28 protein-coding genes are annotated in these 25361 nt (G+C 49.4%); 12 read left to right on the top strand and 16 right to left on the bottom strand.

Translation table 11 applies throughout. From position 1 onward, the window contains the following. Positions 1–19: 19 nt before the first annotated feature. The 9 genes from ACXAF9_RS07685 to accB form a co-directional block, all read right to left on the bottom strand. Complete coding sequence (locus tag ACXAF9_RS07685) at positions 20–1450, bottom strand: tetratricopeptide repeat protein (protein WP_475072497.1); 1431 nt, start codon at positions 1448–1450, stop codon at positions 20–22. Between the two features lie 176 nt (positions 1451–1626). Then, positions 1627–2913: a phosphoribosylamine--glycine ligase gene (gene purD, locus ACXAF9_RS07690; RefSeq protein WP_475072500.1), complete on the bottom strand. Its 1287-nt coding sequence runs from the start codon at positions 2911–2913 to the stop codon at positions 1627–1629. A 60-nt stretch (positions 2914–2973) separates the two neighbouring features. After that, a complete protein-coding gene (gene purH / locus ACXAF9_RS07695) occupies positions 2974–4581 on the bottom strand; it encodes a bifunctional phosphoribosylaminoimidazolecarboxamide formyltransferase/IMP cyclohydrolase (protein WP_475072502.1) in 1608 nt (535 codons plus the stop codon). A 40-nt stretch (positions 4582–4621) separates the two neighbouring features. Further along, the gene (gene fis / locus ACXAF9_RS07700) at positions 4622–4894 is read right to left on the bottom strand and encodes a DNA-binding transcriptional regulator Fis (protein WP_475072926.1); all 273 of its coding nucleotides are present in this window, start codon (positions 4892–4894) and stop codon (positions 4622–4624) included. A gap of 42 nt (positions 4895–4936) precedes the next feature. Continuing rightward, the gene (dusB, locus tag ACXAF9_RS07705; RefSeq protein ID WP_475072504.1) at positions 4937–5923 is read right to left on the bottom strand and encodes a tRNA dihydrouridine synthase DusB; all 987 of its coding nucleotides are present in this window, start codon (positions 5921–5923) and stop codon (positions 4937–4939) included. 130 nt (positions 5924–6053) lie between these two features. After that, on the bottom strand, positions 6054–7049 hold the full coding sequence (locus ACXAF9_RS07710) for a zinc-ribbon and DUF3426 domain-containing protein (protein ID WP_475072506.1): 996 nt from the start codon (positions 7047–7049) through the stop codon (positions 6054–6056). Continuing rightward, the gene (gene prmA, locus ACXAF9_RS07715) at positions 7046–7939 is read right to left on the bottom strand and encodes a 50S ribosomal protein L11 methyltransferase (RefSeq protein WP_475072508.1); all 894 of its coding nucleotides are present in this window, start codon (positions 7937–7939) and stop codon (positions 7046–7048) included. Before prmA ends, ACXAF9_RS07710 begins: the two co-directional genes overlap by 4 nt. A 113-nt stretch (positions 7940–8052) precedes the next feature. Then, positions 8053–9393 carry an acetyl-CoA carboxylase biotin carboxylase subunit gene (gene accC / locus ACXAF9_RS07720; protein WP_475072510.1) on the bottom strand — a complete coding sequence of 447 codons (1341 nt, stop codon included), beginning with the start codon at positions 9391–9393 and terminating at the stop codon, positions 8053–8055. A gap of 32 nt (positions 9394–9425) precedes the next feature. After that, on the bottom strand, positions 9426–9884 hold the full coding sequence (gene accB / locus ACXAF9_RS07725; RefSeq protein ID WP_475072512.1) for an acetyl-CoA carboxylase biotin carboxyl carrier protein: 459 nt from the start codon (positions 9882–9884) through the stop codon (positions 9426–9428). Positions 9885–10467: 583 nt separating this feature from the next. On the opposite strand from accB, the gene ACXAF9_RS07730 reads away from it, so the two are divergent. Continuing rightward, a complete protein-coding gene (locus ACXAF9_RS07730; RefSeq protein ID WP_475072514.1) occupies positions 10468–11505 on the top strand; it encodes a DUF2333 family protein in 1038 nt (345 codons plus the stop codon). 37 nt (positions 11506–11542) lie between these two features. After that, the gene (locus tag ACXAF9_RS07735; protein WP_475072516.1) at positions 11543–12307 is read left to right on the top strand and encodes a ParA family protein; all 765 of its coding nucleotides are present in this window, start codon (positions 11543–11545) and stop codon (positions 12305–12307) included. Positions 12308–12346: 39 nt separating this feature from the next. On the opposite strand, the gene ACXAF9_RS07740 is transcribed toward ACXAF9_RS07735, so the two are convergent. Next, a complete protein-coding gene (locus tag ACXAF9_RS07740; RefSeq protein ID WP_475072518.1) occupies positions 12347–12907 on the bottom strand; it encodes a hypoxanthine-guanine phosphoribosyltransferase in 561 nt (186 codons plus the stop codon). A 161-nt stretch (positions 12908–13068) separates the two neighbouring features. Between ACXAF9_RS07740 and upp the strand changes: the two genes are divergently transcribed. Both upp and ACXAF9_RS07750 read left to right on the top strand, forming a co-directional pair. Then, complete coding sequence (upp, locus tag ACXAF9_RS07745; protein WP_475072520.1) at positions 13069–13695, top strand: uracil phosphoribosyltransferase; 627 nt, start codon at positions 13069–13071, stop codon at positions 13693–13695. A 41-nt stretch (positions 13696–13736) separates the two neighbouring features. Then, positions 13737–15023, top strand: coding sequence for a uracil-xanthine permease family protein (locus ACXAF9_RS07750; protein ID WP_475072521.1), 1287 nt, complete (start codon positions 13737–13739; stop codon positions 15021–15023). Positions 15024–15055: 32 nt separating this feature from the next. Here ACXAF9_RS07750 and ACXAF9_RS07755 read toward each other — a convergent pair whose 3' ends face one another. Next, positions 15056–15856 carry a DUF502 domain-containing protein gene (locus tag ACXAF9_RS07755; RefSeq protein ID WP_475072522.1) on the bottom strand — a complete coding sequence of 267 codons (801 nt, stop codon included), beginning with the start codon at positions 15854–15856 and terminating at the stop codon, positions 15056–15058. Positions 15857–16076: 220 nt separating this feature from the next. Between ACXAF9_RS07755 and ACXAF9_RS07760 the strand changes: the two genes are divergently transcribed. The 3 genes from ACXAF9_RS07760 to ACXAF9_RS07770 are packed head-to-tail and all read left to right on the top strand — an operon-like array spanning position 16077 to position 17078. Continuing rightward, a complete protein-coding gene (locus ACXAF9_RS07760) occupies positions 16077–16400 on the top strand; it encodes a hypothetical protein (protein WP_475072523.1) in 324 nt (107 codons plus the stop codon). A gap of 32 nt (positions 16401–16432) precedes the next feature. Next, on the top strand, positions 16433–16747 hold the full coding sequence (locus ACXAF9_RS07765; RefSeq protein WP_475072524.1) for a hypothetical protein: 315 nt from the start codon (positions 16433–16435) through the stop codon (positions 16745–16747). Positions 16748–16787: 40 nt separating this feature from the next. Next, positions 16788–17078 carry a hypothetical protein gene (locus tag ACXAF9_RS07770; RefSeq protein WP_475072525.1) on the top strand — a complete coding sequence of 97 codons (291 nt, stop codon included), beginning with the start codon at positions 16788–16790 and terminating at the stop codon, positions 17076–17078. A 59-nt stretch (positions 17079–17137) separates the two neighbouring features. Here ACXAF9_RS07770 and ACXAF9_RS07775 read toward each other — a convergent pair whose 3' ends face one another. The 4 genes from ACXAF9_RS07775 to ACXAF9_RS07790 all read right to left on the bottom strand — a co-directional run bounded on the left by ACXAF9_RS07775 (position 17138) and on the right by ACXAF9_RS07790 (position 20491). Continuing rightward, entirely contained in the window at positions 17138–17776 is a 639-nt protein-coding gene (locus ACXAF9_RS07775) for a glutathione S-transferase family protein (protein WP_475072526.1), read from the bottom strand. A gap of 147 nt (positions 17777–17923) precedes the next feature. Further along, positions 17924–18469: a hypothetical protein gene (locus ACXAF9_RS07780; protein WP_475072529.1), complete on the bottom strand. Its 546-nt coding sequence runs from the start codon at positions 18467–18469 to the stop codon at positions 17924–17926. 413 nt (positions 18470–18882) lie between these two features. Then, positions 18883–19416 carry an inorganic diphosphatase gene (gene ppa, locus ACXAF9_RS07785; RefSeq protein WP_475072532.1) on the bottom strand — a complete coding sequence of 178 codons (534 nt, stop codon included), beginning with the start codon at positions 19414–19416 and terminating at the stop codon, positions 18883–18885. Between the two features lie 88 nt (positions 19417–19504). Continuing rightward, entirely contained in the window at positions 19505–20491 is a 987-nt protein-coding gene (locus ACXAF9_RS07790) for a class 1 fructose-bisphosphatase (RefSeq protein ID WP_475072534.1), read from the bottom strand. A gap of 162 nt (positions 20492–20653) precedes the next feature. Here ACXAF9_RS07790 and mpl point away from each other — a divergent pair, with 162 nt between their 5' ends. The 5 genes from mpl to ACXAF9_RS07815 are packed head-to-tail and all read left to right on the top strand — an operon-like array spanning position 20654 to position 25042. Continuing rightward, entirely contained in the window at positions 20654–22021 is a 1368-nt protein-coding gene (mpl, locus tag ACXAF9_RS07795; RefSeq protein ID WP_475072536.1) for a UDP-N-acetylmuramate:L-alanyl-gamma-D-glutamyl-meso-diaminopimelate ligase, read from the top strand. Between the two features lie 21 nt (positions 22022–22042). Beyond that, complete coding sequence (locus ACXAF9_RS07800) at positions 22043–22720, top strand: flavin prenyltransferase UbiX (RefSeq protein ID WP_475072538.1); 678 nt, start codon at positions 22043–22045, stop codon at positions 22718–22720. Between the two features lie 29 nt (positions 22721–22749). Continuing rightward, a complete protein-coding gene (tsaB, locus tag ACXAF9_RS07805; protein ID WP_475072540.1) occupies positions 22750–23433 on the top strand; it encodes a tRNA (adenosine(37)-N6)-threonylcarbamoyltransferase complex dimerization subunit type 1 TsaB in 684 nt (227 codons plus the stop codon). Then, positions 23434–24234 (top strand): undecaprenyl-diphosphate phosphatase, encoded by an 801-nt coding sequence (locus ACXAF9_RS07810; RefSeq protein ID WP_475072542.1) that lies wholly within the window; start codon positions 23434–23436, stop codon positions 24232–24234. A gap of 13 nt (positions 24235–24247) precedes the next feature. After that, positions 24248–25042: a class I SAM-dependent methyltransferase gene (locus ACXAF9_RS07815; RefSeq protein WP_475072545.1), complete on the top strand. Its 795-nt coding sequence runs from the start codon at positions 24248–24250 to the stop codon at positions 25040–25042. Positions 25043–25055: 13 nt separating this feature from the next. Here ACXAF9_RS07815 and ACXAF9_RS07820 read toward each other — a convergent pair whose 3' ends face one another. Continuing rightward, complete coding sequence (locus tag ACXAF9_RS07820) at positions 25056–25274, bottom strand: SlyX family protein (RefSeq protein ID WP_475072547.1); 219 nt, start codon at positions 25272–25274, stop codon at positions 25056–25058. Between the last annotated feature and the right edge of the window lie 87 nt (positions 25275–25361).

Here is a 25361-nt window from a genome sequence, read left to right on the forward strand (position 1 = left end):
TTTTGTAGTGAGCGATAACTTATAAAGAACGCTCTGCGCTGATGCGCCATTGACCGTTAACGCGTGTCAGCGTCAGCTCTTTACGCGTTTGGTCCTGGTAGGTGTTGGACTGGTAACCCTGCGTGAACACAACTTTTGCAGTGTTGTCGTTAACCAAAGTTGTCTTAACACCGGATAGCGTCACCTTGATAAAGGTTGGTTTGCTCAGACGTTGCTTACGTTGTGCAACCCAGCCAGAGTGAGATAGACCGGATGGCTTGTAATCAGCCGTGTAGCTGCCCACATAGCCATTCACGTTCTGATTGCGCCAATGCTCTGCCCATTGATTAACGTGGGCTACCGCTTCACGAACCAGTTCTGGAGCCGATGGCTTAGCCGGTTCTGGCTTGATGCTTAGATCCTTCACTTCCACCTTAGGCTCTGTTTTCGGCTTTGGCGCTTCGACCACCGCAGGCTCTGGTTTCTTCGCGGCCACAACAACTGGCTTAGGCTCTGGTTTCGGTTCAACTTTTGGAGGCTCTGGCGCTTTTACTGGCTCAGATACCTTAACCTCAGGCTTAGCCTCAACTTTAGCAATTGGCTTTGGTTCTGGCTTAGGCGCTGGCGGCGGAGTCACGGCCGCAATGGTTTGCGCACTGCTATTAGATGATGAAATCTGAGCCGGCTGATACGCCAACGTCGGCACATTTACGTCGGCAGTGCGACGCAACATCACCAGCTGAGGCGAGTTAGGCTTCTGGTTTAAATCCAGAGCACGGCTGTAAGCCTGCGATGCGACGGTAGCGTATAGCTCGCGGAGGTTCTGGTGAACCTGAGCGTACGTTGGGTGGGTGCTAAAGGCTTGTAACAGGGTTTCAATCGCCTGGCCGTTATCGCCTTGCTCTGCGTATAAAACGGCAAGGTTGTTGTAGACCTCGGGCGATGATGGGTGCTCTTTGATCGCGCGCTTAAGCAGCATTTCCGCTTCTTTTATCTCGCCCATGTTATTGAGTACCAGACTCTTAGTCAGAGTCCCCTCAAGACTGTTTGGGTTAGAGGTCAAAAAGCTGTTGATCGCCGACATGGCCGCACGGTGATCACCATTGCGAGACATGGTTTCGATCCGCATCAGCTCTGGGTCAGTCGCGGATGGATCTCGAACCACAATGCGATCGGTCGCAGGCTTCTGAGCATTATTCAAAGGCACAGGTTGGCCTTTTTTCTCTTCTTTGAGCCAAGTTTTGATCTCGGCCAGCTTGCTTTGCATCCACGCTTCGTCGGTAGATGGCAAAGATTTGGCGTCGATCACTTCACGATCGGGGGATTGTTGCCCAGGTTCGCATGTGTAATCGGTTGAAGACCCACCGTTTCGGCAGTATTCAGAGCGCGTATCATCTCGATTGCTGGCACTACAGCCTGTAGCCATGGTGGCAGCCAGAACAATAGCAAGAGGTGTGCGTTTGATATCCATAAATCGCGTTAATCCACTGAGTGCGATATTCAAAAGTCGAAAAATGTTACAAAGACTAGCGGTTTACGAACACCACTGCAATGGGGGTAAGAGTCATTCTTTTGCCCCATCGTCAGTGATGCCTTTGGTTTTGTCACATTTACAAAAAAGCCACTGTTACCAGTGGCTTATTCTGATTACTTTTCCGATTCGCGAGCAATCGCACGGTAGGCGATGTCGGTTCGGAAATAAGCATCTTTCCAAGAGACGTGTTCCAGTAATTCATACGCACGCTTTTGTGCATCGGTTACAGAATCACCCAGAGCAGTGACACACAGTACACGACCACCGGCCGTTACTACGTTGCCATCTTTTAATGCGGTGCCAGCATGGAAAATCTTGGACGCTTCAGGCGTTGAGTCTGGCAGGCTGATCACATCGCCTTTGCCATAATCACCCGGGTAGCCGCCTGCCGCCATTACAACACCCACAGATGGGCGTGGGTCCCACTCGGCTTGTGTTGTGTTCAGTGTGCGTGCGATCGCCGCTTCACACAACTCAACCAAGCTGGATTTCAAGCGCAGCATGATCGGTTGGGTTTCAGGGTCACCAAAGCGGCAGTTGTACTCAATCACTTTAGGTGTGCCATCGGCCATGATCATCAAGCCAGCGTACAAAAAGCCTGTGTACTCATTCCCTTCAGCTTTCATGCCGTTAACGGTAGGCAGGATAACCTCATCCATAATGCGGTTGTGAATATCTTGCGTCACCACAGGCGCAGGGGAGTAGGCACCCATTCCACCCGTGTTCGGGCCACTATCACCGTTGCCAACACGCTTGTGGTCTTGGCTGGTAGCCATCGGAAGTACGTTGTCGCCATCGACCATGACGATGAAAGAGGCTTCTTCACCATCCAAAAACTCTTCGATGACCACACGGCTGCCGGCATCACCAAAGGCATTGCCTGCGAGCATGTCTTTGATCGCGTCTTCCGCTTCTTCAAGCGTCATTGCCACGATAACGCCTTTACCCGCCGCTAAGCCATCGGCTTTAACGACGATTGGAGCGCCTTTTTCACGCACGTAAGCAAGTGCTGGCTCAATCTCAGTAAAGTTTTGGTATTCCGCGGTAGGAATCTGGTTGCGCGCCAAAAAGTCTTTCGTGAACGCTTTTGAGCCTTCCAGTTGTGCGGCTGCCGCCGTTGGGCCAAAGATGGCTAAGCCTTCTTCACGGAATTTATCCACAACACCGTCTACCAGTGGGGCTTCTGGGCCAACAATGGTAAGAGCAATGTCGTTGGATTTTGCGAATGCAGCCAGTTTGTCCAGCTCACCTACATTGATATCAACGTTGTGTAGCTTTGCTTCGGTTGCGGTACCTGCGTTACCAGGCGCCACAAATACGTCGGTTACGCGTGCATCTTGAGCGGCCGCCCAGCCCAGCGCGTGTTCACGACCGCCGGAACCAATCACTAAAATTTTCATACTCGTTCTCCGAATACACAGAACCCGGCGCATGTCCGGGTTCTGATCGATCAATCGTTATTAATGGCGGAAGTGACGCATACCCGTGAAGACCATCGCAATGCCGGCTTCGTCGGCTGCGGCGATGACTTCATCATCACGAATAGAACCACCGGGTTGGATGATCGTCTTAATGCCTACCTTAGCCGCATTATCAATGCCATCACGGAATGGGAAGAACGCATCCGATGCCATGACCGCGCCTTCAACCTGTAAACCTGCGTGTTCAGCTTTGATCGCCGCAATACGCGCAGAGTTAACACGGCTCATCTGGCCCGCGCCAACACCCACGGTTTGACGGTTTTTCGCGTAAACAATGGCGTTTGATTTAACAAACTTAGCCACTTTCCAAGCGAAGATCAGGTCGTGAAGTTCTGCTTCGGACGGTGCGCGCTGAGTGACTACCTTCAGGTCATCTGCGCTGATCATGCCGTTATCGCGGTCTTGAACCAAAAGGCCGCCGTTCACACGCTTGTAATCAAGACCTGCGATGCGCTCTGCCGGCCACTCGCCACAAGCGAGCAAACGAACATTTTGCTTAGCGGCAACAATCCCGGCCGCTTCTGCGCTGACGCTCGGTGCGATGATGACTTCAACGAATTGACGATCAACGATTGCTTTTGCTGTGTCAGCATCCAACTCACGGTTGAAAGCAATGATGCCGCCAAAGGCTGATTCAGTGTCGGTTTCAAACGCAAGGTCGTACGCTTTGCGAATGCCGCCTTCGTTTTCAGGCACAACGGCAACGCCGCATGGGTTTGCGTGCTTAACGATGACGCAAGCCGGTTTGGTAAAGGACTTAACACACTCAAGGGCCGCATCGGTATCGGCCACGTTGTTGTAAGACAGCTCTTTACCTTGGATCTGCTTAGCGGTAGCGATAGACGCTTCTTGAGGGTTGGCTTCTACATAGAACGCCGCGTTTTGGTGCGGGTTCTCGCCGTAGCGCATGTCTTGTGCTTTGATGAACTGGCTGTTGAAGGTACGCGGGAATGTATCGCGGCCTTCTGTGCTCAGCTCGTCAGCGCTTTGGTCGATGGTGCCTAGGTAGTTTGCGATCATACCGTCGTAACGTGCGGTGTGTTCAAACGCTTGAAGAGCCAGATCAAAACGGGTTTTGTACGCCAAACCTTGGTGAGCGTTTAACTCAGCCAGCACCGCTTCGTAGCTTGAAGCGTTAACCACAATGGCGACGTCTTTGTGGTTTTTAGCCGCAGAGCGCACCATGGTTGGACCGCCGATGTCGATGTTCTCGATGGCCAATGGCAAATCGCAATCAGGACGAGCGATGGTTTGCTCGAACGGGTACAGGTTAACCACAACCATATCGATTGGGTTGATGTTGTGCTCCTGCATGATGCCGTCATCTTGACCGCGACGACCCAAAATACCGCCGTGTACTTTCGGGTGCAGTGTTTTAACACGGCCGTCCATCATTTCAGGGAAGCCTGTGTACTCAGACACTTCCACTGCTGGGATTTGGTTATCGCACAAGAGCTTGTAAGTGCCGCCTGTGGATAGAATTTCTACGCCCATGCCTTGTAGGGCTTGAGCAAATTCAACGATGCCGGTTTTGTCTGACACACTGATCAGTGCACGACGAATAGGTGTGTAGGTCTGGTCTGCCATGGTGCTGGTTTTGTCACTCAGTTAAATGAAAAAGGAAGTCTTACAGTAAGCCGTATTGCTTCAGTTTCTTGCGCAAGGTACCGCGGTTCAGGCCAAGAAGCTCAGAGGCTTTTGTCTGGTTGTCTTTGGTATAAGCCATGACTGTTTCGAACAGCGGCGCTTCGATCTCCGATAACACCATTTGATAAACATCGGAGACCGGTTGACCATCCAGCTGCTTGAAGTAGTTGTTCAGCGATACCTGAACACTGTCGCGCAGTGTGGGTTGCTGCAGGCTTTCCTGGTGGTTGTCCGCACGGTAAGAGGTATTGATGTTTTCTTTAATATCCACAGTACTTTTATACCCGTTGACTGATCAGGCTACGGCAAAATCGTCTGAAGCGCCGTTAAAAAAAGCGTTCAGCGCAGCGATCTGATCTTCTGCTGTTTCCAGTTGATTAAAATGAGCGCGGAAAGATACGCTATTTGGCTGATCTTGCAAGTACCAACCGACGTGTTTGCGCGCAATTTTAGGACCCATCACATCGCCATAGAAAGCATGTAACTCCGAAAGGTGATCAAGCAAAGTGGTCAGCACTTCGTGCTGGCTTGGTCGTGTCAGGTGTTCATGATGGCGCAAATAGTGATCTATCTCCCTGAATATCCATGGGTTCCCTTGTGCTGCTCGACCGATCATTACCGCATCCGCTTGGGTGTGCTTAAGAACGCTGGCTGCTTTCTCAGGACAGCGTATATCACCGTTTGCGAATAAAGGTATTTCAAGCACTTCGCGTACTTGAGCGATGGTGTCGTATTCCGCTTCGCCTCGGTATTTGCACGCGCGCGTACGGCCGTGCACGGCCAGCGCCGCTATGCCACAATCCTGTGCCATTTTGGCGACTGTTAAGGCGTTGCGGTTATCCGTGTCCCATCCGGTGCGGATTTTAAGGGTCACAGGGACATTCACGGCGGCGGTGACTGACTGCAAAATACTGTGAACCAGAGGCTCATCTTTTAATAAAGCGGAACCTGCGGCTTTATTGCAGACTTTTTTAGCTGGGCAGCCCATATTGATATCGATGATCTGGGCGCCACGCTCAACATTCATGCGTGCCGCTTGTGCCATCATCTCTGGGTCGCCACCTGCAATTTGGACAGAGCGGGGTTCTGATTCGCCTGTGTGGTTCAGTCGATAAGAAGACTTACGGCTGTTCCAGAGGCGGGTATCAGCGATCACCATCTCGGAGACGACTAACCCCGCGCCAAGGCGTTTACACAGCTTTCTAAACGGTTGGTCCGTTACGCCGGCCATCGGTGCCAGAATCACCTGGCTGTCGATTGTGTAGGGGCCGATCTGAAACATCGTGTTAAGCACCTCAACCGTTTGAAAAAGGGATCCCGCACCCGTCAAAAAGAGGGTGTAGGGGTGGAATCAGGGAAGGGCGTAATGATAACCGCTAGCGCGGTTTGCTCCAAGGTGTTTTGATGATTTTTTAACCGTTTTTCGACGGTGTTTGTACATCCACCTGATAGCCCACAGCTCTGATGCCAGGATTCAAAATGTCAAGCTGAATTTGAATGGGGCGGGTGCTTGGCATTAGGTGTTGATCAAAGCGTGATAGGTCTACGTAGTCCCATGGTTGGAAGGTGCGCGAGGCGACTTTTCGTTCTTTGATGTCCGTAAAGGTGAGCTGCAGGGCTGGAAAAGGTTGATCTTTTTCGGCTCGGTTTTGCAGCAAGAAGGATAAGCGAAGCGCATCACCCAAGGTTTCGTGTGGTTGCAAATGGATCTCGTACACACGTATCGCCTCCGGATTAAACTGAGCAGGCGGTGTTTGTCCAATCCATTGATAGAGGGTGTGATACACCCCTTGCCACGTAGCGGAGCGAAGGCCTTGATCGCGCATCAGATAGAGAGACTGGGCACCTAGCAGCAGCACTAAAATACCAACGAGTCCCCACTGAACAAAGCGCAACGGTGACGTTGATGATCGCTTATTCGGTGGTATTTGCCCTTCAAGTATGATCGATTCAGATGGGATAAATGGAATCGCTTCTTGATCAAATGAAGGGCGATCCATACTTGATGGGCCGGATGATTTTTTAGTTTTAGCTGAACCCTTTGTGCCGTTGTCGAACGCATCCAGCTGGTTCGCCAGTGTGTCGATATCGACCTTTTTAGTAGGCCGAGTTTTCTTGCTGGGGGGCGCTGAACGTTTCGCTACACTGGAGCGCTTTTCAGCGGTAAGTGGCGCGGGTGTTGGCTCCGGTACAGTCGATGAGTTGACCGGTTGCTCCGTTTTTAAGATTGACTCTGACTGAAAGTCTTCTAGAGCCTCTTCCGGAACCGGAATGTGTTCGTGCGCTTTAAAGACTTTGAGGCAAACACCGCAACGAACTTTACCTGAGGCAACGGTTAGTTGCCGCTCGTTCACGGAAAAGCGGGTGCTGCAGCCTGGGCATTGAGTCTGAAAAGCGCGCTCTGTCATTTTTTACGTCCGGTGACGCGGATCCACTCTTCACGCTCAGTGACCGGATCTAAATCAAACCACTGGCTGTAGGTGGCAACAATCTCGTCTGCTTGATGGTTCAGTAAGCCCGAAAGAGCAATAAGACCACCGGATTTAACGCGCTCTGCCAAGGTTGGTGCAAGTGCGACCAAAGGCCCAGCTAAGATGTTCGCGACTAAGAGGTCGCTCTCTTCGTGCGGGGCGTTTTCTGGCAGGTAGGCATGGAGTGTCTCATGAGACAGCTTATTGCGATCCAGATTATCTTTTGTTGCTTGTATCGCTTGTGGATCAATATCCACCGCCAGCACATGCTTGGCGCCCAATAACAGGGCCGCGATTCCCAAAATACCAGAGCCACATCCGTAGTCGGTGACTTTCAGATTATCCAACGCTTGCGCATCCAGCCACTCAAGACACAGTGCGGTTGTTGGGTGCGTGCCCGTACCAAAGGCAAGGCCAGGATCCAGCATCAAGTTTACGGCATTAGGCTCGGGTGCTTCGCGCCAGCTAGGGCAGATCCATAAACGTTGGCCAAACTGCATCGGATGGTAGTTTTTCATCCATTCACGTTCCCAGTCCTTATCTTCCAAAATTTCAGAAGAGATGACCGGAACCGGCTTGTCCGAATATTGGGCATGATGGGCGGATTTGATCGCTTCAATGGTGGTATCAAGGTCGTAGTCCGAATCGAATAAACCCATGATGGTTGTATTGGACCACAGTGGCGTCGTGCCTAAGTCTGGCTCAAAAATCGGGGTATCTTGAGTGTCTTGTAGGGTTACAGCGGCACAGCCTGTTTCTAATAAAACATCCTCATAGAATGAAGCGGTGTCAGGGGCGATCTGTAACTTGATTTGTAGCCAGGGCATGATGCGTCCTAAAAGCGGGTAAAGAGCGACAAATTATTACGTATTCGTGCATTGAAGGGAATTGGTGGGCATAAAAAAGCCCGCAAGTGCGGGCTTTCTATCGTAGGGATGAATTACAGCCCTAGCTTCTTCTCGAGGTAATGGATGTTGACACCACCTTCGATAAAGTGCGCATCGCGCATGATGTCCTGATGCAATGGACCGTTGGTTTTGATGCCATCCACCAGCAGCTCATCCAGTGCGTTACGCATACGGATAAGTGCGACGTCACGGTCTTCACCGTAGGTGATCAATTTTGCAATCAATGAATCATAGTGCGGTGGTACGCTGTAGCCATCGTACAGGTGAGAGTCGACACGAACACCGTTACCGCCTGGCGCATGGAAGTGGATCACTTTACCAGGGCTTGGCATAAAGGTTTTCGGGTCTTCTGCGTTAATACGACACTCAAACGCATGGCCTTTGCACTCGATTTGATCTTGAGTGAACGACAAAGGCATACCTGCTGCTATACGCAGCTGCTCTTTAACGATATCAACGCCGGTGACCATTTCGGTTACTGGGTGTTCTACCTGAACACGGGTGTTCATTTCGATAAAGTAGAACGCGTTGTTTTCGTACAAGAATTCGAACGTACCCGCGCCACGGTAGCCGATCTCGATGCAGGCATCGACACAGGCTTGCAGTACTTGGCGACGCGCGTCCGGGTCAATGCCCGGTGCCGGTGCTTCTTCAACCACTTTTTGGTGGCGACGTTGCATCGAGCAATCACGGTCGTACAGGTGGATCGCATTACCTTGACCGTCAGCCAATACCTGAATCTCAACGTGACGAGGGTTTTCGAGGTATTTTTCCATGTACACGGTTGGGTCGCCAAAAGCGGCAGCCGCTTCAGAGCGAGTGATGTGTACAGAGTTGATCAACGATGCTTCGGAATGCACAACACGCATACCACGGCCACCACCACCGGCAGCAGCCTTGATGATAACCGGGTAACCAATACGTTCAGCAATCGGGTACAGTTTTGAGTCGTCTTCAGGCAGTGGGCCATCAGAACCGGGTACCGTTGGTACGCCTGCTTTTTTCATCGCTTCGATGGCGGATACTTTGTCGCCCATCAAACGAATCACATCAGCGGTTGGGCCGATAAAGGTAAAGCCAGATTGCTCAACTTGTTCTGCAAAACCTGCGTTTTCGGCAAGGAAACCGTAACCTGGGTGAATCGCTGTAGCGTCGGTTACTTCAGCAGCGCTGATGATCGCAGGGATGTTTAGGTAGCTTTTTGCAGACGGCGCTGGGCCAATGCAAACCGCTTGGTCTGCCAAACGCACGTGCATAAGATCACGGTCTGCTTGGGAGTGGATTGCGACGGTTTTGATGCCCAGCTCTTTACACGCGCGCAAAATACGCAGAGCGATTTCACCGCGGTTGGCTATAACAACTTTTTCCAGCATGGAAAATTCCTTTCGCTGTGATGAATCGGATCTTAAACGATAGTAACCAGTGGTTGATCGAACTCAACAGGCTGGCCGTCTTCAACCAAGATCGCTTCGATCACGCCTGATTTGTCCGCTTCAATCTGGTTCATCATTTTCATCGCTTCAACGATACAGATGACATCACCGGCTTTAACGCTTTTGCCAACTTCAATAAACGCAGGTGACGTTGGTGAAGGTGATCGATAGAAAGTACCTACCATTGGCGATTTTACAGCGTGACCGCTGGATTGCGGTTCAGCAGCAGTCGGAGCTGAAACAGGTGGAGCCGCAGGAGTCGCTACAGGTGCAGGCGCTGCCGGCTGAACAGGTACTTGCATAGCAACCGGTTGTTGGACGCTAGAAGCACGGCTAATGCGTACAGACTCTTCGCCTTCTTTGATTTCGATTTCGTTGATGTTGGATTCTTCTAACAGCTCGATCAGTTTTTTTACTTTGCGAATGTCCATTCTTGTCTCTTTCTCTCAGATACTGGCATGAGGCTTCTTTTATGTTCGCTTGCTGCGTTGACGTGCGGCATCAATGCCGGGTTCTCGAAAAACAGTAGTAGGGCGTCCTGCCGCTCAGTCAACGGATCTATCAGGTGTTGCCATACCGGAGTGCGTATTAACACCGGTGTAAATATGGGCAAACATCCACATGAAAATCTGTGACAGCAAATGTGCGCGATAGTTTGCATTAAAGGTCTAAAAGAGTCTAGAAGTTGTCTCGTTTTTTGCAAATTATCGTCTAGATAGCCGACGTTCTTAGCAAGATTTAAAGGCCGTTAGACAAAAGGCTAGTGCAGTTCAGCAACGATTCATGCGTGCTTTTCATGGCTTTTAACGTCAATTAGGGCAAGGGGTTAGACTGTACTAAAAAGTTGATATCGGTGGGTAAATCAGTGATGATCCATCTTTAAGGGATCTCTATATTGCGATGCAGCATATATAAAAGACATCCGCCTATCATTACCGTTGAGTGCTCGCTGACAGGGAGATTGTTAAACGTCACTCGATGGGTCCATCGCTGGAAAAACGAAAGGAGTTTTTTTTGGACGCTTTACAACGAATCTGGTTTCGGTTTTGGGATTCGATTACTGGCTTTATCGGTGGCAGTACTTGGATAAAAGCGATATTTGCCCTGTTGGGTGTGTATCTTCTGGTCAGTGTTGTTTTGGGTGTGTATTGGAGCAACGAGCCTGACGAGTTCAACGTGTATGAGTACTCGCTCTCGGAAGCGGGCACGGCTTCGGTTGTGGGTGCGGGTACGGTGGGTGCACTGGTGCACATTACATCGACATTACTGGATAAGCCAGGTGGTTACATCAGTAACGACCGCACACCTCCGGGTATTTGGTTGGATAACATCAAGCGCTGGGAGTTTGGTGTGCTGGTTCAAGCCCGTGATTTGTCGCGTGCGCTTCGTCGTGACTTTAGCCGCTCACAGTCTCAATCAACGGAAGATCCGGACTTGGCTGAAGCGGAGCCTTTGTTGAGCTTTAACAACAACAGTTGGTTTTTCCCACCGACTGAGCGTGAATACCGCAAGTCTTTAAAGTTGACCGAAAATTATTTCACTCGTCTTAAGGACCCAGCCCAAAAAGACGCACAGTTTTATGCGCGTGCAGACAACTTGAACGCTTGGCTTGGGGATGTCAGTACACGTCTGGGCTCGTTATCGCAGCGCTTAAGCGCAAGTGTTGGCCAGAAACGCTTGAACACCGATTTGGCAGGCGACAATGTGGCTGAGCAATCCACTCCGGTTGAGAGTGAGCAAGAAATTAAAACATCTTGGTTTAAAATCGATGATGTTTTCTATGAAGCACGCGGCACCGCTTGGGCGTTAATCCATATTCTTAAGGGGATCGAGCAAGACTTTGGTCCAACCTTGGATAAGAAAAACGCGCGTGTCAGTTTGCGTCAAATCATTCGTGAGTTAGAAGCGACCCAAAATACCATTTGGAGCCCAATCATCTTGAATGGTACTGAGTTTGGTTTCTTGGCTAATCACTCTTTGGTGATGGCTTCTTACATCTCACGCGCCAACGCGGCCATCATTGATTTAAGAGAGCTGCTGGCACAAGGATAATATCTAAGATCGATTGATCGCTAAGAAGGGGGTGTGCATGAAACGAGTCGTCTTTAACCAAAAGGGAGGCGTAGGGAAGTCAAGCATTACCGCCAACCTCGCCGCGATCAGCGCCGCCAGAGGTCTTAAAACTCTGGTGGTGGATCTCGATCCACAGTGCAACTCGACTCAATATTTATACGGTGAAGGTTCTGATACCTTAGAGGAGGACATCAAAGCCTTCTTCGAGCAAACCTTAACCTTCCAACTAAAACCGCATGGGCCGGATAAATTTATCCACCCAGCCCCTTATCCCAATCTTTTTATTCTGCCGGCAAATCCGGATGTAGCCGATTTACAGTCCAAGCTTGAGACGAAGCATAAAATCTACAAGCTCAAAGAAGCGTTAGAGCAGCTGGACGATTTTGATGCGATTTACATTGATACGCCGCCTGCGTTTAATTTCTTCACGTTGTCCGCTTTGGTAGCTGCTGATCGTTGCTTGATTCCGTTTGATTGTGATGAGTTTGCACGTAATGCGCTGTATTCGTTGTTGGATAACGTCAATGAAACGCGAATGGACCATAACGAGCAGCTTCAAATCGAAGGCATTGTGGTCAATCAGTATCAGCCGAGAGCTTCGTTGCCTAAGAAAATTGTTGCTGAGCTTGAGGGAGAATCGCTTCCTGTGCTGAAAACGAAAATTGGCTCTTCAGTTAAAATGCGTGAATCACATAATGAAGCGAAGCCGCTGATTCATCTGGCACCCAATCATAAACTCACGTTGGAGTTTATCGATTTGTTTGATGAGCTTCATGCATAAGGATCTTCAAAAACGCCCACATCATGTGGGCGTTTTTGATTACATGCCTTTAACGGCGTAAATGCCAGGCGCGTTGCGCCAGTAGCCTTGGTAATCCATACCAAAGCCAAAGATGTAACGGTCAATGACCTCTAAACCGACGTAGTTGGCTTTCAGGTCTGGGCGCGCCTTGCGGTCGTGCAGCTTGTTTACCAGCACGGCTGTCTCAACGCTGGAAGCGCCGTGTTTTTTGCAGTACTCAACGATCTCGACCAAGGTGTGACCCTCATCCAAAATATCATCAATGATGATCACCGAGCGGTCGGTGAAGTCGATCATTGGGGCTACTTTCCACTCCAGCTCGTGGCCGGATGTGGTGTTGCGGTAGCGCGTTGCGTGAAGGTAACCGGCCTCCAGTGGAAACTCCAAGCGAGTCAGAAGCTGACCGCCTATCACCAAACCGCCGTTCATCACCGTAAAGATAACTGGGTTGGTATCACCGTGCGCTTGGGTGATCTCTTTTGCCATGTTATCCATTGCTTGATTGATCTCAGCGGGGGAGAACAGTAGGTCTGCTTCTTCATAAACGGTTTTGATCTGGTCTAGGTCAGTTTTTGGCATGACAGGCTCTCTACAGGTTTTCCAAAACGGAAACGATACTGATGAGGCTGACAAAGGGCAAGGTTGTGTCGGCAAAATCATGACATTTGGGTCAGGTTTCGATACTCTTTGCGCAATAACCCCGCATTTACATTCGCTTCCAGACAGCTTAGGAAACACACATGAGCGTAAAAGAGATCAAACACCCTTTAGTACGTCACAAATTGGGCATCATGCGTCAAGCTAACAAGAGTACACGCAGCTTTCGTCAACTGGCCGCTGAACTGGGCGCGCTTCTGACGTATGAAGCCACTAAGGATCTGGAGCTGGAAACCTACGACATTAAGGGCTGGAACGGCACCGTTGAAGCAGAGCGCATCAAGGGTAAAAAATTCACGGTTGTTCCTATTCTGCGTGCTGGCATTGGCATGTTGGACGGTGTTTTGGATCTGGTTCCAAGTGCCAAAATCAGCGTTGTGGGTTTGTACCGTGACGAGGAAACGCTGGAGCCTGTTCCGTACTTTGAAAAACTGGCCAACGATATCGAAGAGCGTATGGCCTTGATTGTTGACCCGATGCTTGCCACTGGTGGCTCGATGATCGCAACCATCGATATGCTAAAAGCGGCTGGCTGCACCGACATTCGTGCACTTGTTTTGGTGGCTGCGCCTGAAGGGGTTGAAGCGGTAACCAAAGCGCATCCGGATGTGGATATCTACACGGCCAGCGTCGACTCACACCTAAACGATAAGGGCTATATCATCCCTGGCCTTGGGGATGCGGGCGATAAAATTTTCGGAACAAAATAAGCCTTTTTTTAATGTTCAAACCTGTGTTGTAAGGTTCAGTTATGTCGACGGAATCCTCCTCTTTGCGCTTGGTTGTATCCGGCGCGCAAATGCTCTTTGTGGCTTTTGGTGCTTTGGTTCTAGTGCCTCTTCTCACTGGGTTAAACCCAAGTGTTGCTTTGTTCACAGCCGGTATCGGTACGCTTTTGTTTCAATGGGTGACTAAACGTTCAATCCCGATCTTTTTGGCTTCCTCCTTTGCGTTTATCGCGCCAATATCGGCATCGGTCGGTAATTGGGGTGTCTCTGACACCATGGGGGGCTTAATGGCGGCTGGTGGCGTGTATATGCTGTTGGCTTTAGCGGTTAAGTTTAAAGGCTCCGGTTTTATCCATTGTTGGATGCCACCTGTGGTGACAGGCCCAGTGATTATGGTGATCGGTTTGGGCCTTGCGCCTGTAGCGGTCAATATGGCTGTGGGTAAAAGCGGCGATGGTTCCATCGAGCTGTTCCCTTATGCGGATGCTATTTGGGTTTCGATGATCGCATTACTGGCAACCTTGCTAGCGGCGGTTTTCGCTAAAGGGATCTTTAAGTTAGTACCTATACTGTTCGGTGTGCTGGCTGGCACGGTAGCGGCTGAGTTTATGGGGATGTTGTCGTTTGAAAAAGTAGCCGAAGCCCCTTGGTTGGCAGTACCTGACTTTGTGTTCCCAACCTTTAACTGGCAAGCGATTCTGTTCATGATTCCGGTTGCGATTGCACCCGCTGTTGAGCATGTGGGGGATATATTGGCCATCAGCAACATCACTGGTAAGCGCTATTTGGAAAAACCAGGCTTACACCGCACCTTGTTCGGTGATGGTTTAGCTACCTCGGCCGCCGCGATGTTTGGCGGACCGCCGAACACCACCTACTCCGAAGTTACGGGAGCGGTTATGCTGACTAAAGCGTTTAACCCGGTTGTGATGACGTGGGCTGCTGTCTTTGCGATCTTAATCGCTTGGTTTGCGAAGTTTGGCGTGGCGCTGCAATCGATTCCGACGCCGGTGATGGGCGGCATTATGATTTTGCTGTTTGGTTCGATTGCAACAGTGGGTTTGAACACGTTGGTAAAAGCGCAAGTGGATCTGGCTAAATCACGTAATTTGGTGATTGTGGCGACCACGTTGGTGTTTGGTATTGGCGGTATGTCGATCGGTAATGGTGAGTTTACTTTGCAAGGGATCAGCTTGTGCGGATTGGTCGCGATTTTCTTGAACGCTGTCTTGCCGCATCGTGATGAGATCGTTGACTCTCTCGAGGAAGAGAAAGCCATCGTCGATGACTTAATCGATCACACGAAATAACAACTGTATCCGCCGTTGTGAAAGAGGCCGAATCAGGCCTCTTTTGGTTTCTCTGTAAAGTTTTTCTCTTTATCCGTTGCCAAGTCGTTATCGGTAGATGTTTCTTTATCCGCTAAGGAGTCTTTATCGCTTGAGGGCTCTTTACCGGTTGAAGACTCTTTATCAGCTGATGACTCCTTACTGGCGGAGCTCATCGGATTGTGCCCCTGGATAAACTCGGCCAATGGGGTGATTAAGTCCTCATCTTGATGCTCTTTGTTGTTAGACTGTACGCCACCTGTAATGGCGATGCGCATCGCATCTTCAATCGGAATATCCAAGGGTGTGATTTTGTCACGCTCTATGTACACGGTGAATCCGCCGATCTGATAGCTCATGGGTAGATAGACGCCGACCCTGTCTTGATCTGGGTATAACTTCTGGCCCGCTTGCTCCCCGGTAATAAAGCCAATGAGCTTCATCCCTTTAGCAACTTCTACGCTCACCACGCTTTTCATCTCTTTTTTGCTGTTTAAACTGAATACGGACATGATGTCTTGAATTGCGCCGTAAATGGACTTAACAAAAGGGATGCTTTCCATAATCTGATTACCTAAGCGCACTAGGTACTGCATGCCGTAGGTGTTGACCATCAAACCAATCAAGAACAACACCAGCAATCCAGCCACAATGCCCATGCCGGGTAGGTAATGATCTTCAGGGACCACCGTCAGTAGCAGGGTTTTTGACATCTCTTCAATGAAAGACAGCAGCCAAATGACACAGTACGCGGTTAATAGAAGCGGCAGTACAGTGATCAATCCTTGAAGTACTAACTTAAGTGTCCGTTTCATTTTGGCTCCTTACATCTATGGGAAAAACGTTACTGGCAGAAGGTTAGTCTATTCAGGCCTGAAAAAATTGGAGTCAGGCATGAAAAAAATCTGGGTTTTTGCGGTCATACTATTACCAGAGATTTATTTAATTTAACTAAATCAAAGGTTTATAGAGTTGGCATGACTTATGTATTAGTCATTACAAGTCACAAGGAATCAACCTCTTAGGAGAAACATCATGGCTAATGTAAATTCTGTAAACAACCAAACTAATGCAGCCCTTGAAGAAGTGAAAGCTCATAAAACCATCGACCGAGTAGCACAGGGAGCGCACTCCGCTGTCGATCGCGCTGCATCTGCTGCGGGTGTGGGTGAAGATAAGCTACATCAAATTGCTGATGATATGAGTGCGCAAGCTTCGATTATTGCAGAACAAGCCAAAGCGCGATCTGAACAAGTCACCAGTGCGGTAAGCACTTACGCTAAAGAAAATCCAATTAAAACAGTCGGTTTTGCTTTCTTAGCCGGTGCTGTCGTAGCGTCACTGCTGAACCGTAAGTAATTTTGAGTCGCGTTCAGGTCGAGGATGCCGTTATGACAACCCCATCCCAGCGCAAAGATGAGTTAAATTGCTCCGCTTCAGGGGCAACCCACAGCGCTCAACCGTACACACATGCTGATCAGGCCACACACAATGGGTCTCCTCATGGTAATGAAGGGGATTCCCATGAGGAGTCGTCTCTATCCAGTGTGGTCAGTGGATACACACAAGCCGCTTCCGAAGTGCTGACTTTAGCGGAGCTTGAGTCTCGCGTTGCAGCGGTGCTGTTCGTCTTGCTTAAAAACACGGCCAAACGAATTACGTTGAGAAATACCTTAGCGGCTGTTACTGGCTCGCCCAAGGTTTAAATGACTATGTGCCTACTGCATGCACTCAGGGTGAATCATTATGAAATCGGACTTTAAAGACTTGATTGATCGTATGGATCAACAATGTTTGCGATGCTCAGTTGCAAAGCACCATGCTCAGCACGCGAAAACACTTTGGTGGTCTAAATTCCAGCAAGATTTGATCAAGCCAAGCAGTTTGGTTGCAAGTTTCGGTGTTGGTTTCATCGCAAAAACGCCCTTAACAGCTGAGACGGCACAGTCAAAAGGCAGTGTGCTTTCAGGTGTGTTTAAGACTTTGCTAATCACTGGTGCTCGTGGCCACATATTAAAAATGATGGGGCAAGATTAATGTCATCATGGCCGCCGCATGGTTTGCATTGGCCAATATATGACATTGTATGACAGCTTTTAGAAATCGATGACTTCCGTTTCGGCTTTGCCGTTGGCGATCCATTCCTGCATTGGGGCTTGCGATAATAGAAACTGAGCATAGTCTTGGCTTTGCTGGCTCAGGTCAGTAACCGCGAACCGATCAAATCGAATCGCTACTGGCGCAAACATGACATCGGCAATGGATAGATCCCCCATTAGCCACGGCCCTTCAACTTGATGTGCCTTACGGCACTCAGTCCAAATCTGATTCACCCTCTGAATCTCTTGCTTTAGTGCTGGGCTCATCTCGATGGGCGCGGGTGCTCTTCGACAGTCCATTGGCATGGCGCCTCGAATATTTGGAAAGCCTGAATGCATCTCGGCTGAAATGGCTCTCGCATAGGCTCGTTTTTTAGCGTCGCGAGGCCAAGCGGCATTGTCACAATAGGTTTCATTGATGTATTCACAGATCGCCAGTGAGTCCCAAATAACGACTTCATCATCATGCAACACGGGAACTTTTCCATTGGGTGAGTACTGATCAATCTCTTGATAATAGGCTTCGGTAAACAATGGAAGCTTGGTTTCATTAAAGGGTAGGTTAAAGAGTTTGAGTAATAACCATGGCCGTAGTGACCATGATGAATAATTCTTATTTCCGATGATTAAGTGCATAACGCTCTCCTTGTTGAAAGGAGCAGTATTATGGATAAAGGAGAGGGGCGCTAATGGTCTTTTTGGATTGGGGACATCAGAAAAATGAATGGCGGTAACTGTGTAGTTACGTGCGGCTCGTATTCGAGCCGCATAAGCATAGTGGTGCTAGCGCTTTAAGCAGATGCTGCCAGATACTTCGCTAGAGCCTAATAGGCTAGGTCCATCTATTTGAATGGTACCTGAGGCGTTTTTGAAATAACTGGAGCCATCGGAAATGCTCAGAATTTCATTGGCATTATAAGTTGTGTTATCTTGAATGCCTGTGTCCTTGGTAATCAGTTTTCCGAGCGGCCAGCCTTCTTTTGTGGTGACTTCCACAAGCGAAATAGCTGTGAAAGCCATCATATTATCAATGCTTGGGAAGCTGTTCAGCGTCATCGCTGAATAAGAAACACCTTTGATTTCAAGCCCTGCAAGACTCGCTGTAAGCTCTCCTTTAAAACAGGTGTTTGGAACCCCTGATTCAAATAGAAAAGAAGATTCCTGGTACCAATAATTGCGCTCTGGAGCCGTTAAAATAGGGCAGTTATTATCAACGGATATTGCAAAGTTTCCGGTAATGGAGTGGCACTGCGGGCGTTTGTTACCTGCAAAGCTTAGGTTTGAAGTCAAAACCAGCGTAGCCGCCGTTAAAATAGCCGTGTATTTCATTAAATCCTCCTTGAGATTAATGTTCAGCAATCCTTGTTATTATAGAAATAGGAAACTGTCGCTTTTATAAAACGAAGTTTTGATTTTATTTGTATTGGGGAGTTAAAAGGCGTGAAAATAATAAGCAACTTTTTTAATAAAATAAATAATTATTAATGTTGTTGATTAGTAACGATTTTTAATTTTTGGTGGTTTTTGTAAGGCTTGAAAAGTGGGTGATATAAAGTTAGGTGGGTGTATTTTAGGGTTTGAGGAATTGGGTTTTTTGTAATATTAATGATTGCTGAATATTTTAAATTAATTCAAAGTTAATTTGTAAGTTGTTTTCGCCAGATATTTTTTAGCGCTCTTGATCTTTCTCTCGCGCATAAAAAAAGCCTCTGAAGAGGCTTTTTCCAGTTAGCTAAGATAAATTACTTAGCGGCTTCGTACGCTTTAACGCCAGCTTCGATGGCAGCGCGAGCGGCATCAGCACCTTCCCAGCCGTCCAACTTAACCCACTTGCCTTCTTCCAAGCCTTTGTAGTTTTCGAAGAAGTGCTTGATGCGAGCCAGAGTCAGTTCTGGCAGGTCAGAAATGTCTTGAACATCTTTGTAGATCTTAGTCAGCTTGTCGTGAGGAACAGCCAGCAGCTTAGCATCTTGACCCGCTTCGTCGGTCATGTTCAGAACGCCGATTGGGCGGCAGCGGATAACTGAACCAGGTACCACTGGATAAGGTGTCAGAACCAGAACGTCAACAGCGTCGCCATCGTCTGCCAGCGTGTTGTTGATGTAACCGTAGTTCGCTGGGTAGAACATAGGAGCTGCCATGAAACGGTCTACGAAAAGAGCATCTTCCTCTTTTTCGATCTCGTATTTTACTGGCGAGCTTTCCGCTGGGATCTCGATGATGACATAGATGTCGTTAGGTACGTCTTTACCCGCAGGCACTTTTGCAAAGCTCATGCGTTTTCTTCCTGTTTAAAGTCAATACAAAGGGTTTTCGGCCATTATAAAAGTCGCATTCGTTGGATTGAATACGACTTACCGGTGATTATTCGTCTTCGCTGATGTGCTTCTTGTGGTACTCAAGCAGTACTTCCACTTCTTGAGAGGAGCCCAGCGCAATCGAAACTCGCTCGTGGATATCATCTGGATGAACATCCATCACGTGTTTGTAGCAGTTTGTGGCTAAGCCACCGGCTTGCTCGATTAACATGCTCATTGGGTTGCCTTCGTACATCAAGCGCAATTTACCTGGCTTTTTCGGTGTACGTGCATCCCACGGGTAGCTAAAGATCCCGCCGCGTGTCAGGACACGATGCACCTCGGCCACCATAGAGGCGATCCAGCGCATGTTGTAGTTCTTTTCACGCGGGCCATCAGCGCCTTGAAGAAGGTCATCAACATACTCGCGCATGGCCGGTTCCCAGTTTCGGTAGTTTGACATGTTGATGGCAAACTCTTTGGTTTCTTCTGGGATTTGAACGTTTTCTTTCGTGAGCAAGAAATCGCCGGTGTGCGAGAGGGTGAACATGTTCACACCCTTGCCGGTGGTCAGTACCAATAAGGCCGATGGGCCGTAGAGGACATAACCTGCCGCCAGTTGCTTGCGACCTGGCTGGAGGTATGGGAATTCAGTGCTGTAGTCTTCACCCTGTGGAGCTTCTAGGATAGAGAAGATCGTTCCCACAGACACATTCACATCGATGTTGGAAGAGCCATCCAGCGGGTCAAACAAAACTAAGAATCGACCATCTTGGTTACCCGGTACCGGCCAGCTCTCCTCTTCGGAGGCAACGCCCGCAACCAATGGGTGGTTCAGCAGGATGGTTTTAAGAATCTCGTTAGAAATGATATCGAGCTTCTTTTGGCTCTCGCCCTGTACGTTAGTGTTGTCGGTGGTGCCCAACACTCCGGCCAGAGCGCCTTGGCGCAGTTTCAGTGCGATCTCCTTGCACGCCACGGTCAATGTGGTGATCAGGTCCATTAATTCTTCATCGGTTTCTTCACGACGGAGAAACTGGCTAAGCAGTTGCATGAGGCTCGTTACCTTTGCTGATGTTAAGAAGCGTGATTAGAAAACGCGATTTTACGTGAGTTAGGACGGAAAATCATGGGCTTGAACGAATTTAACCCGATAAAATCCAACGTGTTTACACGATTAAGGTATGATGTGCCTCTGCAATACAGGAGATGATCGGTGCATATTCACATTCTAGGCATCTGTGGAACATTTATGGGGTCTTTGGCACTGCTGGCCAGAGAGTTGGGATACAAGGTCACAGGCTCGGATGCCAACGTCTATCCACCGATGAGTACTCAGCTTGAAGCCCAAGGCATTAAGTTGATGGAAGGGTATGACCCTGAGCATCTAAACCCTGCACCTGACCTTGTTGTGGTTGGCAACGCCATGACCCGCGGTAATCCATCGATTGAGTACATGTTGGATAAGGGGCTGCATTATGTGTCTGGTCCTCAATGGTTATGTGAGCATGTGTTGCAGGACCGCTGGGTACTGGCGGTAGCCGGCACCCATGGTAAAACGACCACAACCTCCATGTTGGCGTGGGTGTTAGAGCATACGGGCATGATGCCAGGTTATCTGATTGGCGGTGTACCAAAGAATTTTGATGTGTCGGCGCGATTGGGCGGCTCTCCATTTTTTGTCATTGAAGCGGATGAGTACGATACGGCGTTTTTTGATAAACGGTCTAAGTTTGTCCACTACCGCCCACGTACCCTGATCATGAATAACTTGGAGTTTGATCATGCCGATATCTTTGACTCCCTGTCGGATATCGAGCGCCAGTTTCACCATGTTGTAAGAACCGTCCCCAATAATGGCCAGATCATTTATCCCATTGGCGAGCCTGCGCTTGAGCGCGTGATCGAAAAAGGCTGTTGGACCCCCATTCAGAAAGCCGCGATCCATAAAGAGGATGCCGCGCTTGCGGATTGGAGTGTGAACTGGCTAAAAGAGGATGGCTCCCAGTTTGAAGTGTGTTTTGAGAACCAAGTGGTTGGTGTTGTTGATTGGTCTCAAACTGGGGCTCACAATGTCTCTAATGCATTGATGGCGATCATCGCTGCGCGCAATGTTGGTGTGCAGCCGCATCATGCGGTTGAAGCTCTGTGTGCTTTTGGTGGTGTGAAACGTCGTATGGAGCTGATCGGCGAGTGCAATGGCATTCGCGTGTACGATGATTTTGCGCACCATCCAACGGCGATTGAAACCACCCTTCAAGGCTTGCGTGCAAGTGTGGGTGATGGACGCATCATGGCGATCATCGAGCCACGCTCTAACACCATGCGATTAGGTTCACACCGCTCAGGATTAGCGGCGTCGGCCGAGCAGGCGGATCAAGTGATCTGGTATCAGCCGCCTGGACTTGATTGGTCGCTGGATGATGTGGTCGAAGGTTATGAGCAGCAAGCGGTAAGCCAAAGCATCGATCAGATTCTAAAAGAGGTTGCAGTGCAGCCTGAAGGGACGCACATCGTCGTGATGAGTAATGGCGGTTTTAATGGCATCCATGGCAAAATTTTGTCCGTACTAAGTGGCTATTAGTACAGATACGGTAACGAAGTAATGAGTCAAACAGAACGTAACGATCAATCCAGCCCTGCTGAATACGCCGAGCGAGTCACACTTGCAATTACGGGTGCCTCTGGGGTTCAGTACGCGATTCGCCTATTGGAGTGTTTGGTCAGCGCCAACGTGCAAGTTTTTGTGATGATTTCGAAGGCGGCGCAGGTTGTGATTGCGACCGAAACGGATCTTAAGCTGCGCTCTAAAGCCGCGGAGCAGGAAAAGCGCTTAACGGAACTCACACAGGCTAAGTTTGGTCAGATTCGGGTCTTTTCTCACGAGCAATGGATGTCCCCAGTTGCCTCGGGCTCAGGAGCGCCGTCGGTCATGGTCGTTTGCCCCTGCAGTACCGGGAGCTTATCGGCCATCGCCACAGGTGCCAGTAATAACTTGATTGAGCGTGCGGCCGACGTTGCGCTAAAAGAGCGCAGAAAATTAATCTTGGTGCCGCGTGAAGCGCCGTATTCCGAGATCCATTTAGAAAATATGCTTAAGCTCACACGGATGGGAGCGGTGATCATTCCAGCCAGTCCTGGTTTTTATCATAATCCGACAACCATAGAAGATTTGGTCGATTTTATTGTGGCACGTATCTTGTCTCAGATTGGGCTTGATCAAGATTTAATGCCACAGTGGGGAGCTGCTTATCTAACGCCCCCAACGTCGGAACCATCCTAAACATCGGTTCAGAAGAGGTACAACCACCTATGACGACCTTGCTAGCCGTTGACACTTCAACGGACGCTTGCTCGGTTGCCCTGTTGCATAAGGGCAATGTATATGAAGATTTTCGTGTGATCCCTCGCCAGCACACCAAACAAGTGCTGCCGATGATCGATGCTCTTTTAAAAACGCATCAATTAACCGTGCAAGATTTAGACGCCATTGCGTTTGGTCGTGGCCCGGGTTCCTTTGCCGGTATTCGTATTGCGACCGGTGTTGCACAAGGCTTAGCGTTTGGTGCTGAAAAGCCCGTTATCCCGGTTTCAACCTTGGCATCCATCGCGTATCAACGCTTTCAAGAGGGCGCGCAGCACGTCGTTGCAGCACTCGATGCGCGTATGGATGAAGTGTATTGGGGGGCTTTCGAAAATATCGATGGTTACCCCGTGGTGATTGAACAAGAACGCGTTAATCATCCTGAGCGTGTATCGCTCCCCTTTGATGCTCAATGGGAGGGCGCAGGTTCTGGATGGGGATACCAGTCGTCAATGTCGGCTTTGGTGCAAGAAAAAGTAGCAACCATCAATCCCTATGTTTATCCCACCGCTTCGGCCATGGTGCGCTTAGCTGAGCGTGCTTGGCAAAGAGGAGAAACGGTAGCCCCTGAAGAGGCGCTACCTGTCTATTTACGCGATGATGTCGCATGGAAAAAGAAGGATCAGCAATAAATGGATTGGATTCAAACCGTCGTATTGGCACTTATTCAAGGATTGACCGAGTTTTTACCGATCTCAAGTTCGGCGCACCTTATCCTGCCATCGCAGTTACTGGGTTGGGAAGATCAAGGTTTAGCGTTTGATGTCGGGGTGCACGTAGGGACACTCGCGGCGGTGGTGTTTTACTTCCGTAAAGATATCTGGGGGATGTTGCTGGCGTTTTTTGCATGGTTCAAGGGGGAGCGCTCCGCAGAAGGAAAGATCGCTTGGTTTGTGATTTTTGCCACCATTCCTGCGTTGATCTTTGGCTTTTTGATGAACGACATCATCGATGAATACGGCCGCTCCATCCTTGTGATCGCTGGAACTACTTTGATTTTTGGTGCATTACTGTGGGTGGCTGATGCTAAACGCACCGAGGTGCAACCGCTTGAGAACATGACCTTTAAGCAAGCGATGTTGATCGGTGTTGCACAAGCGATTGCGATTATCCCAGGTACTTCGCGTTCGGGTATTACGATGACAGCAGCCTTGATGTTGGGGATGACCCGTCAAGCAGCAGCGCGTTTTTCGTTCTTACTGTCGGTGCCTATTATCCTTGCCGCGGGCAGTTACAAAGGTTTGGAGCTTGCGCAAACCGGAACAGCGGCCCAGTGGGAGATGATCTTAGCGGGTGTTGTTATTTCGGCACTGAGTGCGTTAGCGTGCATTCACTTTTTCCTTAAGTGGTTGAATCAGATCGGTATGTTACCGTTTGTGATCTACCGCTTTATTTTAGGCATCGTGCTGTTAGCGGTGTATTTTACGGTTTAACGATCTCGACTTTATGTACGAAACTCGCGTTGGTGTAGGGGCTCAGATTCCTGAGCTGGTGGCTGTGGCTTCTGAATTATCCGAAGCGCTTAATGTGCCAAATGTAGGCTTAGTCACAGATACTCGTTTTCTAGAGGTTGAAGAGCTTCTTTGGTGCACTACAGAGGGGCTTAAACTGCAAACAACCGGTAAAAAAGCGCCTGGGCCAACGTGGTGTGATTTTGTGTCAGGGGCTGTTGCACACCGGCGTAAGTTTGGCGGTGGTCGAGGGCAGATGATTGCGAAGGCTGTTGGTCTTAAACAAGGCGTTACGCCGAGTGTGCTGGATGCTACCGCAGGGCTTGGTAAAGACAGCTTTGTTTTAGCCACCCTTGGGTGCCATGTGAAGATGGTAGAGCGCTCTCCGGTTGTTCATGCTTTATTATCGGACGGCCTTGCTCGCGCCCTGTTGGACGAAGAGACGGCCCCCATAGCGGAGCGAATGAGCTTAGTGCATGGGGATGCGATTGATCATCTAGCCTCGCTGATCGGCCAAGAGGATAACCCACAGGTCGTTTATCTTGATCCTATGTTTCCGCATTCGGAAAAATCGGCTCTGGTTAAAAAAGAGATGCGGGCGTTTCGTGGCATTGTCGGTGACGACAACGATGCCTCTCGTTTGCTGGAGAATGCATTGCAAGTGGCGAGCGGTCGGGTGGTCGTAAAGCGGCCTCGTAAAGCCCCCACCATTGATGATCGAGTGCCGAATCATCAGCTGGAAGGTAAATCCAGCCGGTATGATATCTATACGCTCAGTAAGCTCAGCTAGTGGTTAAAAAGCCTTAATAGTGCGGCGGTGGCGGCTCATCTGTGTTGGTTGTACCGGGCTGAGTATCCATTTTACGGATCTGTTCATTCAGCAATTGGATGGCCCGTCTAAGGTCTACAATGGTCTTATCTTGCTGGGCGATAACATCGCTCAGCTTGTCCAGTGCGTCCTCTTGAAAGGCAACGCGCATCTCTAAGTCCTGAATGCGTAACGAGTTTTTATCTTCGCTCATGAGGGTGGGCTCTTTCTTGGGGCAATTTTATACAAAGGCGTAAGTGTAACCTATAATCATCAATTAAGGGTAAGCTATTGAATAATT

It is taken from the genome of Neptunomonas sp. ABH4_499 (assembly GCF_056160565.1).

Coding starts and splice junctions, on each gene's coding strand:
- upp (WP_475072520.1), top strand. CDS start 13,069: ATGAGCGTAAAAGAGATCAAACACCCTTTAGTACGTCACAAATTGGGC.
- ACXAF9_RS07760 (WP_475072523.1), top strand. CDS start 16,077: ATGGCTAATGTAAATTCTGTAAACAACCAAACTAATGCAGCCCTTGAA.
- ACXAF9_RS07780 (WP_475072529.1), bottom strand. CDS start 18,469: ATGAAATACACGGCTATTTTAACGGCGGCTACGCTGGTTTTGACTTCA.
- ACXAF9_RS07815 (WP_475072545.1), top strand. CDS start 24,248: ATGTACGAAACTCGCGTTGGTGTAGGGGCTCAGATTCCTGAGCTGGTG.
- ACXAF9_RS07770 (WP_475072525.1), top strand. CDS start 16,788: ATGAAATCGGACTTTAAAGACTTGATTGATCGTATGGATCAACAATGT.
- purH (WP_475072502.1), bottom strand. CDS start 4,581: ATGGCAGACCAGACCTACACACCTATTCGTCGTGCACTGATCAGTGTG.
- ACXAF9_RS07800 (WP_475072538.1), top strand. CDS start 22,043: ATGAGTCAAACAGAACGTAACGATCAATCCAGCCCTGCTGAATACGCC.
- ppa (WP_475072532.1), bottom strand. CDS start 19,416: ATGAGCTTTGCAAAAGTGCCTGCGGGTAAAGACGTACCTAACGACATC.
- ACXAF9_RS07740 (WP_475072518.1), bottom strand. CDS start 12,907: ATGCCAAAAACTGACCTAGACCAGATCAAAACCGTTTATGAAGAAGCA.
- ACXAF9_RS07820 (WP_475072547.1), bottom strand. CDS start 25,274: ATGAGCGAAGATAAAAACTCGTTACGCATTCAGGACTTAGAGATGCGC.
- purD (WP_475072500.1), bottom strand. CDS start 2,913: ATGAAAATTTTAGTGATTGGTTCCGGCGGTCGTGAACACGCGCTGGGC.
- ACXAF9_RS07790 (WP_475072534.1), bottom strand. CDS start 20,491: ATGCAACTGCTTAGCCAGTTTCTCCGTCGTGAAGAAACCGATGAAGAA.
- ACXAF9_RS07775 (WP_475072526.1), bottom strand. CDS start 17,776: ATGCACTTAATCATCGGAAATAAGAATTATTCATCATGGTCACTACGG.
- accB (WP_475072512.1), bottom strand. CDS start 9,884: ATGGACATTCGCAAAGTAAAAAAACTGATCGAGCTGTTAGAAGAATCC.
- accC (WP_475072510.1), bottom strand. CDS start 9,393: ATGCTGGAAAAAGTTGTTATAGCCAACCGCGGTGAAATCGCTCTGCGT.
- ACXAF9_RS07685 (WP_475072497.1), bottom strand. CDS start 1,450: ATGGATATCAAACGCACACCTCTTGCTATTGTTCTGGCTGCCACCATG.
- ACXAF9_RS07750 (WP_475072521.1), top strand. CDS start 13,737: ATGTCGACGGAATCCTCCTCTTTGCGCTTGGTTGTATCCGGCGCGCAA.
- dusB (WP_475072504.1), bottom strand. CDS start 5,923: ATGTTTCAGATCGGCCCCTACACAATCGACAGCCAGGTGATTCTGGCA.
- prmA (WP_475072508.1), bottom strand. CDS start 7,939: ATGCCCTGGCTACAAATCAAGTTACAGATCGCCCCTGACACCGCTTCA.
- ACXAF9_RS07755 (WP_475072522.1), bottom strand. CDS start 15,856: ATGAAACGGACACTTAAGTTAGTACTTCAAGGATTGATCACTGTACTG.
- ACXAF9_RS07765 (WP_475072524.1), top strand. CDS start 16,433: ATGACAACCCCATCCCAGCGCAAAGATGAGTTAAATTGCTCCGCTTCA.
- ACXAF9_RS07710 (WP_475072506.1), bottom strand. CDS start 7,049: ATGACAGAGCGCGCTTTTCAGACTCAATGCCCAGGCTGCAGCACCCGC.
- ACXAF9_RS07810 (WP_475072542.1), top strand. CDS start 23,434: ATGGATTGGATTCAAACCGTCGTATTGGCACTTATTCAAGGATTGACC.
- ACXAF9_RS07735 (WP_475072516.1), top strand. CDS start 11,543: ATGAAACGAGTCGTCTTTAACCAAAAGGGAGGCGTAGGGAAGTCAAGC.
- tsaB (WP_475072540.1), top strand. CDS start 22,750: ATGACGACCTTGCTAGCCGTTGACACTTCAACGGACGCTTGCTCGGTT.